The 15,050-nt window shown below is 71.7% G+C and carries 13 protein-coding genes; all 13 read right to left on the bottom strand.

Annotated features, from left to right (window positions below; translation table 11 throughout):
• Window positions 1-101: 101 nt before the first annotated feature.
• Entirely contained in the window at window positions 102-1,349 is a 1,248-nt protein-coding gene (locus DEJ43_RS25140; RefSeq protein WP_015036201.1) for a serine hydroxymethyltransferase, read from the bottom strand.
• A 46-nt stretch (window positions 1,350-1,395) separates the two neighbouring features.
• Window positions 1,396-2,043 (bottom strand): arsenate reductase/protein-tyrosine-phosphatase family protein, encoded by a 648-nt coding sequence (locus tag DEJ43_RS25135; protein WP_015036200.1) that lies wholly within the window; start codon window positions 2,041-2,043, stop codon window positions 1,396-1,398.
• Window positions 2,040-2,687, bottom strand: coding sequence for an L-threonylcarbamoyladenylate synthase (locus DEJ43_RS25130; RefSeq protein ID WP_015036199.1), 648 nt, complete (start codon window positions 2,685-2,687; stop codon window positions 2,040-2,042). The genes DEJ43_RS25135 and DEJ43_RS25130 overlap by 4 nt, the downstream gene beginning before the upstream one ends.
• A gap of 58 nt (window positions 2,688-2,745) precedes the next feature.
• Window positions 2,746-3,591, bottom strand: a complete 846-nt coding sequence (gene prmC, locus DEJ43_RS25125) for a peptide chain release factor N(5)-glutamine methyltransferase (RefSeq protein ID WP_015036198.1) — start codon at window positions 3,589-3,591, stop codon at window positions 2,746-2,748.
• 46 nt (window positions 3,592-3,637) lie between these two features.
• Window positions 3,638-4,714, bottom strand: coding sequence for a peptide chain release factor 1 (prfA, locus tag DEJ43_RS25120; protein ID WP_015036197.1), 1,077 nt, complete (start codon window positions 4,712-4,714; stop codon window positions 3,638-3,640).
• A 97-nt stretch (window positions 4,715-4,811) separates the two neighbouring features.
• Window positions 4,812-5,033: a 50S ribosomal protein L31 gene (rpmE, locus tag DEJ43_RS25115; RefSeq protein WP_015036196.1), complete on the bottom strand. Its 222-nt coding sequence runs from the start codon at window positions 5,031-5,033 to the stop codon at window positions 4,812-4,814.
• A gap of 157 nt (window positions 5,034-5,190) precedes the next feature.
• On the bottom strand, window positions 5,191-6,288 hold the full coding sequence (locus DEJ43_RS25110; protein WP_041664199.1) for an LCP family protein: 1,098 nt from the start codon (window positions 6,286-6,288) through the stop codon (window positions 5,191-5,193).
• Between the two features lie 206 nt (window positions 6,289-6,494).
• Window positions 6,495-8,531 (bottom strand): transcription termination factor Rho, encoded by a 2,037-nt coding sequence (gene rho / locus DEJ43_RS25105; protein WP_015036194.1) that lies wholly within the window; start codon window positions 8,529-8,531, stop codon window positions 6,495-6,497.
• Between the two features lie 415 nt (window positions 8,532-8,946).
• The gene (gene thrB, locus DEJ43_RS25100; RefSeq protein ID WP_015036193.1) at window positions 8,947-9,864 is read right to left on the bottom strand and encodes a homoserine kinase; all 918 of its coding nucleotides are present in this window, start codon (window positions 9,862-9,864) and stop codon (window positions 8,947-8,949) included.
• Between the two features lie 304 nt (window positions 9,865-10,168).
• Window positions 10,169-11,239: a threonine synthase gene (gene thrC, locus DEJ43_RS25095; protein WP_015036192.1), complete on the bottom strand. Its 1,071-nt coding sequence runs from the start codon at window positions 11,237-11,239 to the stop codon at window positions 10,169-10,171.
• Between the two features lie 6 nt (window positions 11,240-11,245).
• Window positions 11,246-12,538 carry a homoserine dehydrogenase gene (locus DEJ43_RS25090; RefSeq protein ID WP_015036191.1) on the bottom strand — a complete coding sequence of 431 codons (1,293 nt, stop codon included), beginning with the start codon at window positions 12,536-12,538 and terminating at the stop codon, window positions 11,246-11,248.
• 134 nt (window positions 12,539-12,672) lie between these two features.
• On the bottom strand, window positions 12,673-14,064 hold the full coding sequence (gene lysA, locus DEJ43_RS25085) for a diaminopimelate decarboxylase (RefSeq protein WP_015036190.1): 1,392 nt from the start codon (window positions 14,062-14,064) through the stop codon (window positions 12,673-12,675).
• Window positions 14,065-14,076: 12 nt separating this feature from the next.
• A complete protein-coding gene (nrtL, locus tag DEJ43_RS25080) occupies window positions 14,077-15,039 on the bottom strand; it encodes an ArgS-related anticodon-binding protein NrtL (RefSeq protein WP_015036189.1) in 963 nt (320 codons plus the stop codon).
• Window positions 15,040-15,050: the final 11 nt, after the last annotated feature.

The following is a 15,050-nucleotide window of genomic DNA, read 5'->3' as shown; positions in this document are numbered from 1 at the left end:
TCGCTGGCCATCTCAGCCCCACACCCTAGCCGTGCCGTCCATGTGCTGGGAGACACGTGGGGGCCCCGAACGGTTGCACAGCGACTTTCCGTGACCTTCCCTCACCGCCCATACGGGGGAAATCGCCCGGTCAGCGCCCGGACCTCGGTCCGTACCCTGGCCGTCTCCGCGGGGTCGTCACGCAGCGCGGCGGTGAACAGCGCGGCGATCCGCGCCATCTCCGGCGCACCCATCCCCTGGGTGGTGACCGCGGCGGTACCGAGCCGGATGCCGCGCCCCTCCCCGTACGGCAGGGCGCAGGTGTCGAGGACCACGCCGGCGGCGGCCAGCCGGGTACGGGCGGTGCGGCCGTCGACGCCGAGCGGGGCGGGGTCGGCGGTGATGAGATGGGTGTCGGTGCCGCCGGTCGTCAACGCGAAGCCCTCGGCGGCGAGCGCGGCCGCGAGGACGCGCGCGTGCTCGACCACCTGATGGGCGTACCCGGAGAACGCCGGGGTGGACGCCTCGCCGAAGGCCACCGCCTTCGCGGCGATCGTGTGCATCTGGGCGCCGCCCTGGGTGAACGGGAACACCGCGCGGTCGACCCGGTCCGCGAGCTCCTCGCCGCACAGGACCATCCCGCCGCGCGGGCCGCGCAGCACCTTGTGCGTGGTCGCGCAGACCACGTCGGCGTACGGGACGGGGTTGGGGGCCGCGCCGCCGGCGACGAGACCGATGGGGTGGGCGGCGTCGGCGATCAGATACGCCCCGACCTCGTCGGCGATCTCCCGGAAGAGCGCGTAGTCGAGGTGGCGGGGGTAGGAGATCGACCCGCAGACGATCGCCTTGGGCCGGTGGTGGCGGGCGAGCGCGGCGACCTGCTCGTAGTCGACGAGCCCGGTCTCGGCGTCGACGCCGTACGGGACGAAGTCGAACCAGCGGCCGGAGAAGTTGGCGGGCGAACCGTGGGTGAGGTGCCCGCCGTGTTCGAGCCCCATGGCCAGGACCGTGTCACCGGGCCTCAGAAGAGCCGCGTACGCCGCCAGGACGGCCGAGGAGCCCGAGTGCGCCTGGACGTTCGCGTGGTCGGCCCCGAACAGCGCGGTGGCCCGTTCCACGGCGATCCGCTCGGCGGCGTCGGCGTACTCGCAGCCACCGTGGTGCCGGGCGCCGGGATACCCCTCGGCGTACTTGTTGGCGAGCGGGGAGCCGAGCGCGGCGAGGACGGCGGGCGAGGTGAAGTTCTCGGCGGCGATCAACTGCAGACTGTCGGCCTGCCGCCGCGCCTCACCGAGCAGCACATCGGCGATCTCCGGATCCTGCCGGCGCAGGACGTCGAGATCCTCATCGGGTGGAGCACTGACCGACATGCCACCAATGTAGACACGCCCTCCCCCACGCGCCCCCCGACAGCCGTCAACCGCGCGCCGACACGCCCGTCAACGCCGTCACCACAGGGTCCAGCGCCTGGTTGATCTCGTCGCCGATCGAGCGGAAGAAGGTGATCGGGGCGCCATATGGGTCGTTGACCTCGTCCGCGTCCACCGAGGGGGCCAGGAGCCAGCCGCGGAGTGCCGCCGCCGCGCGGACCAGGGCGCGGGCGCGTTCCACCATGCCCTCGTCGCGGGGGTCGGGGAGGGTCGCCGGGTCGATCGCGCGGACCAGGCGGGTGAACTCCTTCAGGGTGAAGGTGCGCAGCCCCGCCGAGTGGCCCATCGAGATGACCTGGGCGCGGTGGTCGCGGGTCGCGGTCAGGACCAGGTCCGCGCGGATGACGTGTTCGTCGAGGAGCTCGCGTCCCACGAAGCCGCTGTAGTCCGCGCCGAAGTCGGCGAGGACCAGTTCCGCGTTGGCCTCCATCGGGGCGCCCTCGTGGCCCCAGGTGCCCGCGCTCTCCACGATCAGGCCGCCGCCCAGCGGGTCGCCGAGCCGGTCGACCAGGGCATGGCGGGTCAGCCGCTCGGTGATCGGCGAGCGGCAGACGTTGCCGGTGCTGACGTGGAGGATGCGGAAGGTGTTGCTGTCTTCGAACCCCGCTATGCCACGCCCCTCAGGGGCGGTCAATTCGCCACCTCGAGGTCGGGTACGACCTTCCGGAGCTCCTCCGGGGACAGCGCGCCCTGGCGCAGCAGCACCGGCACCTTGCCCGTGACGTCGACGATGGACGAGGGGACGATGCCGGGCGTCGGGCCGCCGTCGAGGTAGACGGAGACGGAGTCGCCGAGCATCTGCTGGGCCGCGTCGCAGTCCTCCGGCGAGGGGTGGCCGGTGAGGTTGGCCGAGGAGACGGCCATCGGGCCGACCTCGGTGAGCAGCTCGATCGCCACGGGGTGCAGCGGCATGCGGATGGCGACGGTGCCCCGGGTGTCGCCGAGGTCCCACTGCAGGGACGGCTGGTGCTTGGCGACGAGGGTGAGCGCGCCGGGCCAGAAGGCGTCGACGAGCTCCCAGGCCTGCTCGGAGAAGTCCGTGACCAGGCCGTGGAGGGTGTTCGGGGAGCCGATGAGCACGGGTGTGGGCATGTTGCGGCCCCGGCCCTTGGCGGCGAGCAGGTCCGCGACGGCCTCGCTGCTGAAGGCGTCCGCCCCGATCCCGTACACGGTGTCGGTGGGCAGCACGACCAGCTCGCCCCGGCGGACGGCGGACGCGGCCTCGCGCAGACCGGTCACACGGTCGGTCGCCTCGTTGCAGTCGTATCGCCGTGCCATCAGTTCCCGGCCTCCTCGTACACGTGGTTCGTCATGGCGTTGGTGGCGGTCATGCCGGTCATGGCATCGCCTTGCGGGCGGTCGCGAAGCGCGGCCGGTTGTTCAGGTCGGGGTGGTCGGCGGCGTCGGCCCAGCCGGCCTCCTCGTTGAAGATCCAGGGCACCTGCCCGCCCTGGGTGTCCGCGTGCTCGATGACGACGAGGCCACCGGGGCGCAGCAGCCGGTGGGCGGTGCGCTCGATGCCGCGGATGGTGTCGAGGCCGTCCTCGCCGGAGAAGAGGGCCATCTCCGGGTCGTGGTCGCGGGCCTCGGGTGCCACGTACTCCCACTCGGTGAGCGGGATGTACGGGGGGTTGGAGATGACCAGGTCGACCTGGCCGTCCAGTTCGGGGAGCGCGCTGAGCGCGTCGCCCTGGTGGACGGTGACGCGGGAGCCCTCGGCGTTCTTCCGGGTCCACACGAGCGCGTCGTCGGAGAGTTCGACGGCGTGCACGCGTGAGCGCGGCACCTCCTGGGCCATGGCGAGCGCGATGGCTCCGGAGCCGGTGCAGAGGTCGACGATGAGGGGTTCGACGACGTCCATCGCGCGGACGGCGTCTATGGCCCAGCCGACCACGGACTCGGTCTCCGGGCGGGGCACGAAGACCCCGGGCCCGACCTGGAGCTCCAGGTAGCGGAAGAACGCCCGCCCGGTGATGTGCTGGAGGGGTTCGCGGGCCTCGCGGCGGGCGACCGTCTCCCAGTAGCGGGCGTCGAAGTCCGCGTCCTTGACGTTGTGCAGCTCCCCCCGCTTGACGCCGTGCACGAACGCGGCGAGCTCCTCGGCGTCGAAACGCGGTGAGGGAACGCCGGCGTCGGCCAGCCGCTGGGTGGCCTGGGCCACCTCGGCAAGCAGCAGGTTCACGCTGGTCCTCCGTGGTGCGGGGTGGGGCTTACGGAACTTACGCCACTTACGCCGCGGCGAGCTTGGCGGCCGAGTCGGCGTCGACGCAGGCCTGGATCATCGCGTCGAGGTCGCCGTCGAGCACCTGGTCCAAGTTGTACGCCTTGAAGCCGACGCGGTGGTCCGAGATCCGGTTCTCCGGGAAGTTGTACGTACGGATCTTCTCGGACCGGTCGACGGTGCGGACCTGGCTGCGACGGGCGTCGGCGGCCTTGGACTCGGCCTCCTCCTGCGCGGCGGCGAGCAGCCGGGACCGCAGGATGCGCATGGCCTGCTCCTTGTTCTGGAGCTGGCTCTTCTCGTTCTGGCAGGAGGCGACGATGCCGGTCGGCAGGTGGGTGATGCGGACGGCGGAGTCGGTGGTGTTGACCGACTGGCCGCCGGGGCCCGAGGAGCGGTAGACGTCGATGCGCAGGTCGTTGGCGTGGATCTCGACCTCGACCTCCTCGGCCTCGGGCGTGACGAGCACGCCGGCGGCGGAGGTGTGGATGCGGCCGGCGGACTCGGTCGCGGGCACGCGCTGCACGCGGTGCACCCCGCCCTCGTACTTGAGGCGCGCCCAGACGCCCTGGCCGGGCTCGGTGGCGCCGTTGCCGCCCTTGGTCTTCACGGCGACCTGGACGTCCTTGTAGCCGCCGAGCTCGGACTCGGTGGCGTCGATGATCTCGGTCTTCCAGCCGACGCGCTCGGCGTACCGGAGGTACATGCGGAGCAGGTCGCCGGCGAAGAGGGCGGACTCGTCGCCGCCCGCGCCCGCCTTGATCTCCAGGATGACGTCCTTGTCGTCGCTGGGGTCGCGCGGGACGAGGAGCAGACGGAGCTTCTCGGTGAGCTCGTCGCGGTCCTTCTCCAGCTGCTTGACCTCTGCGGCGAAGTCGGGGTCGTCGTGCGCCAGCTCGCGGGCGGTCTCGATGTCGTCGCCGGTCTGCTTCCAGGCCCGGTACGTGGCGACGATCGGGGTCAGCTCGGCGTAGCGCTTGTTGAGCTTGCGCGCGTTCGCCTGGTCGGCGTGGACCGAGGGGTCCGCGAGCTTCTTCTCCAGGTCGGCGTGCTCGCCGACCAGTTCCTCGACCGCCTCGAACATCGGGGGCTCCTGGGGTTTTCGTCAGTTGCTACGGGGACGGCAAAGCGCCGGTCCCGGCCACCCGCGCGGGGCGACCGAGGACCGGCGCAGGGGCTCGCTACTTGGCGGAGCCGGCGGCCTTGCCGAAGCGGGCCTCGAAGCGGGCGACGCGGCCACCCGTGTCGAGGATCTTCTGCTTGCCCGTGTAGAACGGGTGGCACTCGGAGCAGACCTCGGCACGGATGGTGCCCTCGGTCAGCGTGCTCCGGGTGGTGAACGACGCGCCACAGGTGCAGCTGACCTGGGTCTCGACGTACTCGGGGTGGATCTCGCGCTTCAAGGTGTCTCCTAGTTTCGGGAGGGCTCCGGGTCGCCGTCGCGGGTTGCGGCAAGCGTGAACCGGGGCCGACGTACCAGTCTGCCAGGACCGGCCGTATCTCCCAAAACCGGGGTGGGGCCGGAACTATTCCTGGGCTGCCCGCAGGGGCGCGCCGGGGCTACTTCACGACGCCTTCGGCCTTGCCGGTGGCCGCGTCCTTGGTGGCCGAGGCGGGGATCGGGAGGTCCTTCTTGAGGGCCGTCCAGACCTGCTGGGACTGCGCTTCGAGCGGGATGACGCGGTTGGGGTCCCGGGGGTCGTACTCGACGGGCAGGGTGACCATGTGGACGTTCTGGGAGCTGATCCCGGTGAGTCCCTTGGCGAAGCCCATGAGTTCCTGCACCGAGTCGAGCTCGGAGTCGGGGGTGATGGCCTTGGTGGCGGCGTCGGCGAGGTCGAGGAGCTTCGCCGGGTTGCTGAGGACGCCGATGTCCTTGACCTGGTTCATGAAGGCCTTCATGAACGCCTGCTGGAGCTGGATGCGGCCGAGGTCGCTGCCGTCGCCGACGCTCTTGCGGGTGCGGACGAGGCCGAGGGACTGCTCGCCGTCGAGGGTGTGGGTGCCCGGTGCGAGGTCGAGGTGGCTCTTGCTGTCCTTGATGGCCGTGGTGGTGGTGACCTCCACCCCGCCGAGCTTGTCGATGAGCTTCTTGAAGCCGGTGAAGTCGACCTCGATGTAGTGGTCCATGCGGATGCCGGACATCGACTCGACGGTCTTGACGGCGCAGGCGGGGCCGCCGACCTCGTACGCGGTGTTGAACATGGCCCGGTGCTCGGCGGCGACGGCGGTGCCCTTGGCGTCGGTGCAGTCGGGCCGGTCTATGAGGGTGTCGCGGGGGATGGAGACGACGCTGGCCTTCTTGTGGCCCTCGTAGACGTGGACGACCATCGCGGTGTCGGAGCGGGCGCCGCCCTCGTCCTTGCCGTAGGCGCCGTTGTCGCCGGAGCGGGAGTCGGAGCCGAGGACGAGGATGTCCATGGAGCCGTTGTCGACGTCGTCGGGGCGGTCGGTGCCGAGCTGGGCGTTGATGTCGACGGTCTCGAGGTTGCCGTCGAGCTTGAAGTAGACGTATCCGAGGCCCGTGCCGCCGAGGACGAGGACGGCGAGGGCGCCGGACACCAGCACGGCCGCCTTGCGGCTGCGCTTGGCGGGCTGCCTGCGGCGGCGGCCGGTTCCCGCGCCGCCTATTCGGCCGCTCTTGCTCTGCTCGGTCATCGCCATCCCTCGGGCCCTAGGTTCACCATATGTGACGGTGAAGCGCCCAAAAGGGTTGCATACCGACCCGTGAGGTTTCGGTGAGCTCGGGCCGGAACAGCACGGAGCCCACCGTGCGGGGCACGGTGGGCTCAGTGGTTTACGCAGGTCACGGCGGGGTTACGGACACGGGGCCCGGCTCTCGTCGTGTGACGCGGCTCTCACCGTCAGTCGTTGTTGGCGGCACCCGGCGTGGTCTTCTGGATCTGCAGCAGGAACTCGCCGTTCGACTTCGTCTGCTTCATCTTGTCGAGCAGCAGCTCGATCGCCTGCTGCTGGTCGAGCGCGTGCAGCACGCGACGCAGCTTCCAGGTGACCGCGAGCTCGTCGCTGCCGAGCAGGATCTCCTCCTTGCGCGTACCCGAGGCGTCGACGTCGACGGCCGGGAAGATGCGCTTGTCGGCGAGCTTCCGGTCGAGCTTGAGCTCCATGTTGCCGGTGCCCTTGAACTCCTCGAAGATCACCTCGTCCATGCGCGAACCGGTGTCCACCAGGGCGGTGGCGAGGATGGTCAGCGAGCCGCCGTCCTCGATGTTCCGGGCCGCGCCGAAGAAGCGCTTCGGCGGGTAGAGCGCGGTCGAGTCGACACCACCGGACAGGATGCGGCCGGAGGCCGGCGCCGCGAGGTTGTACGCGCGGCCCAGGCGGGTGATCGAGTCGAGCAGGACGACCACGTCGTGGCCCAGCTCCACCAGGCGCTTGGCGCGCTCGATGGCAAGCTCGGCGACGGTGGTGTGGTCCTCGGCCGGGCGGTCGAAGGTCGAGGAGATGACCTCGCCCTTGACCGACCGCTGCATGTCGGTGACCTCTTCCGGACGCTCGTCGACCAGGACGACCATCAGGTGGCACTCGGGGTTGTTGTGCGTGATCGCGTTGGCGATGGCCTGCATGATCATGGTCTTGCCGGTCTTCGGCGGGGCCACGATCAGACCGCGCTGGCCCTTGCCGATCGGCGACACGAGGTCGATGATCCGCGTGGTCAGCACACCCGGGTCGGTCTCCAGACGGAGCCGGTCCTGCGGGTAGAGCGGGGTCAGCTTGTTGAACTCGGGACGGCCGCGGCCGGAGTCGGCCGCCATGCCGTTCGCCGAGTCCAGGCGGACCAGCGCGTTGAACTTCTCGCGGCGCTCGCCCTCCTTCGGCTGACGCACGGCGCCGGTGACGTGGTCACCCTTGCGCAGGCCGTTCTTGCGGACCTGGGCGAGCGACACGTACACGTCGTTCGGACCGGGCAGGTAGCCGGAGGTCCGGATGAACGCGTAGTTGTCGAGGATGTCGAGGATGCCCGCGACGGGGATCAGGACGTCGTCGTCGGCGACCTGCGGCTCGCCGGCCTGGAAGTCGTCACGGCCACGGCGCCCACGGCGGTCGCGGTAGCGGCCGCGACGCCCGCGGCGGCCGCCGGCCTCGTCGTCGTAGTCGTCCTGCGGACCGGCCTGCTGGCCGCCCTGCTGGCCCTGGGCCTGCTGGCCCTGACCCTGACCGCCCTGGCGCTGACGCTGGCCGCCCTGGCCACCGCCCTGCTGCTCGTCGCCCTTGCCGCGGTCACGCTGACGGTCACGGCGGTCGCGGCGCTCGCCACGCTCCCCGCGCTCGCCCCGCTCGCCGCGGTCACGACGGCCACGGCCCTCGGCGCCGTCGACGGCGGCCTCGGCCTTGGTGTCGGCGCCCGCCTCGGCCTTGGCCTCGGTGCGGGTCTCGGTCTTGACGACCTGCGCGGCCTCGGCCTTGGCCTCACCCTCCGGCGAACCGGCGGGGGCGGTGGCGCGGCGGCGACGGCGCTCGCCCGCGGGCTGGTCGTCGGAGGCCGGCTGACCCGGGATGTCGATCTGCTGCTGGGCGACGGCCTTCTCGGCCTTGGGCTCGGTGGCCTCGGCGGCGGTCTCGCCCGTGCGGGTCTTGGAGGTGGCGCGGCGCTTCGGCTTGGTCTCGGCGGCGTCGGCGGCCTTGGCGGGGGCGGCGGAGCCTCCACCGGCCTGCGCCTCCTTGATGACCTCGATCAGCTGGCTCTTGCGCATCCGCGCGGTGCCCCTGATGCCGAGGCCGGACGCGACCTGCTGCAGCTCGGCCAGGACCATGCCGTCGAGGCCGGTGCCGGAGCGGCGGCGCCGTGCGGTGCCGCCGGTGGCAGCACCTGCGGCGGGCGCGGCGGTGTCGACACTGCTGTCGGCAGTCACGCCCATCAGATCGGTGGTGTCGCTCACGAAGGGTCCTTCCCTGGAGCGGACGTCGGCCATCTGGCTCGGCGACCGGTTGTGCTGTCCGGCAGCGGTCCCGTGTGGTTGGACCGTGTCCGGGGCGGTGGTCCCGCCGGGTACGGCGGAGAGAAAACGTGCTGGGGTCCGGCCCGAGCGCCCCCTGCTCGGCCCTCACCGGGAAAGAGCGAGGGGTGTCGTGCCGGTTCCGGAGCGTGCTCGAAACTGCTCAGGCAGGCTGCTCAGGCAGTTGGGGAGGCTCCCGGAAGAATCGGTGGTCCCTGATGGGGACACTCAGCACCGCGCCACAAAGGCGCCGGGTGCTGACTTGAGGTTAACACTACCGGCTCCAACAAACATTCCCCCTCTCCCTCACCGGCAATCTCCTGTCCCGGACGCTGCCCGGCGTCCGGCCGCCGCGCGCCTAGGGCGCCAGCGGAAGGACGCTCGCTCCGGACGCGTCGAGGTCGAGCCGGTTCGCGGCCCAGCCCTCGCCCGCGAGGCGGGCGACCTTGTCGGCCGTCCCGTGTTCGGCCAGCGCGAGGACCGTGGGGCCCGCGCCGGAGATGACCGCGGGGACGCCGTCCGCCCGCAGCCGGTTCACCAGGGCGATGCTCTCGGGCATCGCGGGAGCGCGGTACTCCTGGTGCAGCCGGTCCTCGGTGGCCGCGAGCAGCAGCTCGGGGCGGCGGGTCAGGGCCTCGACGAGGAGGGCGGCGCGCCCGGCGTTGGCGGCGGCGTCCACGTGCGGGACGGTGCGCGGCAGGAGTCCGCGGGCGGTCTCGGTCAGCACCGGCTTCCCGGGGACGAAAACCACCGGAACGATGGAATCCGAGGGATCCATCCTGATCGCCCGCGCGGCACCGGACTCGGTCCAGGCGAGCGTGAATCCGCCGAGCAGACAGGCGGCGACGTTGTCGGGGTGGCCCTCGATCTCGGTGGCCAGTTCGAGGAGGGCCGCCTCGTCGAGCCTGGCGTCCCCGCCTATGGTCACGGCGCGGGCGGCGACGATGCCGGCGCAGATGGCGGCGGAGGAGGAGCCGAGGCCGCGGCCGTGCGGGATGCGGTTGGCGCAGACGACCTCGAGGCCGCGGGGCTGTCCGCCGAGCAGGTCGAAGGCCGTGCGCAGGGAGCGTACGAGCAGGTGGCTCTCGTCGCGCGGGAGCGTCTCGGCGCCCTCGCCGGCGATGTCGACGTGCAGCCCGGAGTCGGCGACCCGGACGACGACGTCGTCGTAGAGCCCCAGCGACAGGCCGAAGGCGTCGAAGCCCGGACCGAGATTGGCGCTGGTGGCGGGGACGCGCACCCGTACGGCGGCGGCGCGGAACGCTGGACCGGCCATCGCTCGATGACTCTCCTTGATTGCGACAACGGGTTGTTCGGGAACAGCGGGTGGTGCGGGAGAAGCAGGTGTTTCGAGAGAAGTACGGGAAACCCGGGGGCCGTTTCGGCCACGGAGGCGACAACGGCAACGACACGACGCATATGCGTCGGGGCGGGTTCGGTACAGCCTATCGAAGGAAGGTTCTGCCGCGACATAGGGCGCACAGGAGGCGCACGATGCGTGTCGCGAGCCAACCTGTGCGCCTATGTACGTTCCTGATCGGGTTTCGATCAGCGTGTTTCCCCGGGCGGAGGGGTGAGGATCAGGCCAGACCGAGGCGCTCGGCGGCGGCGGCCGCGTCGACCGGGACGGTGACCGGCTGCGGCGCGCCGGCGACGGCCCAGTCGGGGTCCTTGAGGCCGTTGCCGGTGACCGTGCAGACGATCCGCTGGCCGGGGTCGACCTTGCCCTGCGCGGCGGCCTTCAGCAGACCGGCCACCGAGGCGGCCGACGCGGGCTCCACGAAGACGCCCTCCTGCGAGGCCAACAGGCGGTAGGCCTGCAGGATCTCACGGTCCGTCACCTCGTCGATGAAGCCGCCCGACTCGTCGCGCGCGGCGATCGCGTAGTCCCACGAGGCCGGGTTGCCGATCCGGATCGCGGTGGCGATCGTCGACGGGTCCTTGACGACCTCGCCGCGCACCAGCGGGGCGGAGCCGGAGGCCTGGAAGCCCCACATGCGCGGGCGGTGCGTCGCGAGGCCGTCCGCGGCGTACTCGCGGTACCCCTTCCAGTACGCCGTGATGTTGCCGGCGTTGCCCACGGGCAGCACGTGGATGTCGGGCGCGTCGCCCAGCATGTCCACGATCTCGAAGGCCGCGGTCTTCTGGCCCTCGATGCGGACCGGGTTCACCGAATTGACCAGCGCCACCGGGTAGTTCTCGGAGAGCGCGCGGGCCAGGGTGAGGCAGTCGTCGAAGTTGCCGTCGACCTGGAGGATCTTCGCGCCGTGCACGAGGGCCTGGCCCATCTTGCCGAGCGCGATCTTGCCCTGCGGCACGAGGACGGCCGACACCATCCCGGCGCGCACCGCGTAGGCCGCGGCGGAGGCGGAGGTGTTGCCGGTGGAGGCGCAGATGACGGCCTGCGCCCCCTCCTCCTTGGCCTTGGAGATGGCCATGGTCATGCCGCGGTCCTTGAAGGAGCCGGTGGGGTTGGCGCCCTCGACCTTGAGGTGCACCTCGCAGCCCGTGCGCTCGGAGAGGACCTGAGCGGGTACGAGCGGCGTGCCGCCCTCACGGAGCGTGACGACCGGCGTCGTGTCCGTGACCGGAAGGCGGTCCCGGTACTCCTCGATGATGCCGCGCCACTGGTGGGTGCCCTTGTGGGTCATGGGTCCTTACTCCCCTTCAACACGCATGATGCTGGCGACACCGCGCACGGTGTCGAGCTTGCGCAGCGCCTCGACGGTCCCGGAGAGGGCGGCGTCGGGCGCGCGGTGGGTGACGACGACGAGGGAGGCCTCGCCGTCCTTGCCCTTCTGGCGCACCGTATCGATGGATACGCCGTGCTCGGCGAAGACCGTCGCGACCTGGGCGAGGACGCCCGGCTTGTCGGCCACGTCGAGACTGATGTGGTACCGCGTGACGACCTCGCCCATGGAGCTCACGGGCAGCTGGGTGTACGCGGACTCGCCGGGGCCCGTCGCCTCGTTGAGACGGTTGCGGCAGACGGCGACGATGTCGCCGAGTACGGCCGAGGCGGTCGGCGAGCCGCCCGCCCCGGGGCCGTAGAACATGAGCTGCCCGGCGGCGTCGGCCTCGACGAAGACCGCGTTGTACGCCTCGCGGACGGAGGCCAGCGGGTGGCTGAGCGGGATCATCGCCGGGTGCACGCGCGCGGTGACGGACTCGCCGTCGGCGGCCCGCTCGCAGATGGCGAGCAGCTTGATGGTGCAGCCCATCTGCTTGGCGGAGGCGAAGTCGGCGGCGGTGACCTCGGTCATGCCCTCGCGGTAGACGTCGTCGAGGCGCACGCGCGTGTGGAAGGCGATGCCGGCGAGGATGGCGGCCTTGGCGGCGGCGTCGAAGCCCTCGACGTCGGCGGTCGGGTCGGCCTCGGCGTACCCGAGGGCGGTGGCCTCGTCGAGCGCCTCGGAGTAGCCGGCCCCGGAGGTGTCCATCTTGTCGAGGATGAAGTTCGTCGTGCCGTTGACGATGCCCATCACGCGGTTGATCTTGTCCCCGGCGAGCGACTCGCGCAGCGGACGGATGAGCGGGATGGCGCCGGCCACGGCGGCCTCGTAGTAGAGGTCCTGTCCGTGCTCCTGGGCGGCGGCGTACAGGCTCGCGCCGTCCTGGGCCAGCAGCGCCTTGTTCGCCGAGACGACGGAGGCGCCGTGCGCGAAGGCGGTGGTGATGAGGGTGCGGGCCGGCTCGACCCCGCCGATGACCTCGACGACGACGTCGATGTCGCCCCGTTTGACGAGGGCGGTGGCATCGGTGGTGATCAGCTCCGCCGGGATGCCCGCACGGACCTTGTCGGGGCGGCGGACCGCCACGCCGGCGAGCTCGACCGGGGCGCCGATGCGCGCGGCGAGGTCGTCGGCGTGCGTCGTCATGATGCGCGCCACCTCTGAGCCGACCACTCCACAGCCCAGCAGCGCCACCTTCAGCGGACGCGTACGCATCATCCGACCTCTTTCCCGTCCTGCTTCGTATCTCTACGGTTTCGTATCTCTACGCGGAACCAGTCTCACTCACCGGACGGGGGATTCCGCCCCTCGTCCGGATCCTGAGACATCTATTTCATCACTCGACTATTTCATCACCCGACGTCGAGACGCAGGAGATCTTCCTCCGTCTCGCGCCGCACGATGACCCGCGCCTCGCCGTCCCGGACGGCCACGACCGGCGGCCGCTGCGCGTGGTTGTAGTTGCTGGCCATGGAGCGGCAGTACGCGCCGGTGGCCGGCACGGCGATGAGGTCGCCGGGCGCCAGGTCCGAGGGCAGGAAGGCGTCCCGTACGACGATGTCGCCGCTCTCGCAGTGCTTGCCGACGACCCGGGAGAGCATGGGCGCGGCGTCGCTGGTCCGCGAGACGAGGCTGACGCTGTACTCGGCGTCGTAGAGCGCGGTGCGGATGTTGTCCGACATGCCGCCGTCCACGGAGACGTACGTCCGCAGCCCCTCCAGCGGCTTGACCGTCCCCACCTCGTACAGGGTGAAGGCGGTGGGGCCGACGATGGCGCGCCCCGGCTCGACGGAGATGCGGGGGGTGGCGAGACCGGCGGACTCGCACTCCCGCGTGACGATCTCACCGAGGGCCTTGGCGATCTCGTGCGGCTCGCGCGGGTCGTCCTCGGAGGTGTACGCGATGCCGAGGCCGCCACCGAGGTCGATCTCGGGCAGCTCCACGCCGTGCTCGTCGCGGACCTCGGCGAGCAGCTGGACGACGCGCCGCGCGGACACCTCGAAGCCGGCCATGTCGAAGATCTGCGAACCGATGTGCGAGTGGATGCCGATGAGCTCCAGGCCGTCGAGCTTCAGCGCGCGCCGGACGGCCTCGGCGGCCTGCCCGCCGGCCAGCGCGATCCCGAACTTCTGGTCCTCGTGGGCGGTGGCGATGAACTCGTGGGTGTGGGCCTCGACGCCGACGGTCACCCGGATCTGCACCCGCTGCCGCTTGCCGAGCGACTGCGCGATGTGCGCGACGCGCACGATCTCCTGGAACGAGTCGAGCACGATCCGGCCGACCCCGGCCTCGACGGCCCTGCGGATCTCCGCCTCGCTCTTGTTGTTGCCGTGGAAGGCGATGCGCTCGGCGGGCATCCCGGCGGAGAGGGCCGTGGCGAGTTCGCCGCCGGAGCACACGTCGAGGTTCAGCCCCTCCTCCTTCAGCCACCGCACGACGGCCCGCGAGAGGAACGCCTTCCCGGCGTAGAAGACGTCGGCGTCCTTGCCGAAGGCCTCGGCCCAGGCGCGGCAGCGGGCGCGGAAGTCGGTCTCGTCGAGGAAGTAGGCGGGCGTCCCGAACTCCTCGGCGAGCGCGGTGACGCCGATCCCGCCGACGGTGACGACGCCCCGCTCGTCCCTGGCGACGGTCCGCGACCACACCTTGGGGTCGAGGGCGTTGAGGTCGGCGGGGGGCGCGGTGTAGTGGCCCTCGGGGAGGACGTCGGCGTGGCGGGGCCCTGCGGGGTGGGCGGAACGACTCATGACGGGGCTCTTTCAGATCCGATCGGGTGCGCTGATGCCGAGCACGGAGAGGCCACCGGCGAGCACCGTCCCGGCGGCTTCGGCGAGCGCGAGCCGGGAACGGTGGGCGGCCGAGGGTTTCTCGTCGCCGAGCGGCAGGACCGTGTGCTGGAACGCGAGCAGCGCGTCGGCTACGGCTTCCAGGTGCCGGGCGACCCGGTCGGGGGCGCGGTGGCGGGCGGCGGCGAGCAGGACGACGGGGTGGTCGCCGAGGACGCCGAGCAGTCCGGGTACGGGGACGGGGGTCTCGTACGCGGGCCCGAAGCCGAGCTGCGCCGCGTTGACGAGCAGCCGCCGGGCGCGGGAGTGGGCGTACCGGACGCGGAAGAGGGAGTTGCGCTCGTGCTGGACGAGCAGGGGCGCCGGGTCGAGGGGCCGGTCGCCCGGGGCGGCCCGGAGCAGGGACCACCGCGCGGCATCGGCACCGAAGGTCTCGTCCCGGTACGCCCCGGGACGCACGTGGATCCGCTCGTCGCCGCCGAACGCGGCGTCGGCGCCCTGGGACCGGAGCAGCCGCAGGACGGTCCGGCCGACGAGCAGGGCGCGCGACTCCGTCACCTCGGCGAGGCGGACGACGGTCCCGGCGAGGGCGGTCCCGCTCCCGTAGGAGGTCCCGGCCTCGCGGATGGCGTGGACGAGTTCGGCGCCGGAGTCGCGGCCGAGGACGAAGTTCAGGAACCCGGGGCCGGTGACGGCGACCTCCCGGAGCCCGGGGACGTCACGGAGCCGCTCCTGCAGGATGCCGGCCACGTCGAGGGCGGTGCGGCCGGAGGGCCGCGCGAGGGTGAGGGCGATGCTGCTTGCGTACTCCCCGGTCCCGCCGGGCCGGGCCCGCTCGACCTTGACGCGCGCCGGGACGTCGACCCGCAGCACGCCGTCGTCGACCGCGTCGCGCACGGCGCGCAACACGGTGAGGGAGAGGTCCGCGGGGGTCACGGGACAAGCCT

This window comes from Streptomyces venezuelae ATCC 10712, assembly GCF_008639165.1.
Classification (GTDB): domain Bacteria; phylum Actinomycetota; class Actinomycetes; order Streptomycetales; family Streptomycetaceae; genus Streptomyces; species Streptomyces venezuelae.
Note: the sequence above shows the minus strand (reverse complement) of the source record. Positions and strands in the feature narration are given on the sequence as shown.

Bases quoted from the DNA above. Each gene is read 5' to 3' on its own strand.
- lysA (WP_015036190.1), bottom strand. From the start codon at position 14,064: ATGAGTCGTTCCGCCCACCCCGCAGGGCCCCGCCACGCCGACGTCCTC.
- DEJ43_RS25090 (WP_015036191.1), bottom strand. From the start codon at position 12,538: ATGATGCGTACGCGTCCGCTGAAGGTGGCGCTGCTGGGCTGTGGAGTG.
- DEJ43_RS25130 (WP_015036199.1), bottom strand. From the start codon at position 2,687: ATGGCACGGCGATACGACTGCAACGAGGCGACCGACCGTGTGACCGGT.
- DEJ43_RS25110 (WP_041664199.1), bottom strand. From the start codon at position 6,288: ATGACCGAGCAGAGCAAGAGCGGCCGAATAGGCGGCGCGGGAACCGGC.
- DEJ43_RS25140 (WP_015036201.1), bottom strand. From the start codon at position 1,349: ATGTCGGTCAGTGCTCCACCCGATGAGGATCTCGACGTCCTGCGCCGG.
- thrC (WP_015036192.1), bottom strand. From the start codon at position 11,239: ATGACCCACAAGGGCACCCACCAGTGGCGCGGCATCATCGAGGAGTAC.
- thrB (WP_015036193.1), bottom strand. From the start codon at position 9,864: ATGGCCGGTCCAGCGTTCCGCGCCGCCGCCGTACGGGTGCGCGTCCCC.
- prfA (WP_015036197.1), bottom strand. From the start codon at position 4,714: ATGTTCGAGGCGGTCGAGGAACTGGTCGGCGAGCACGCCGACCTGGAG.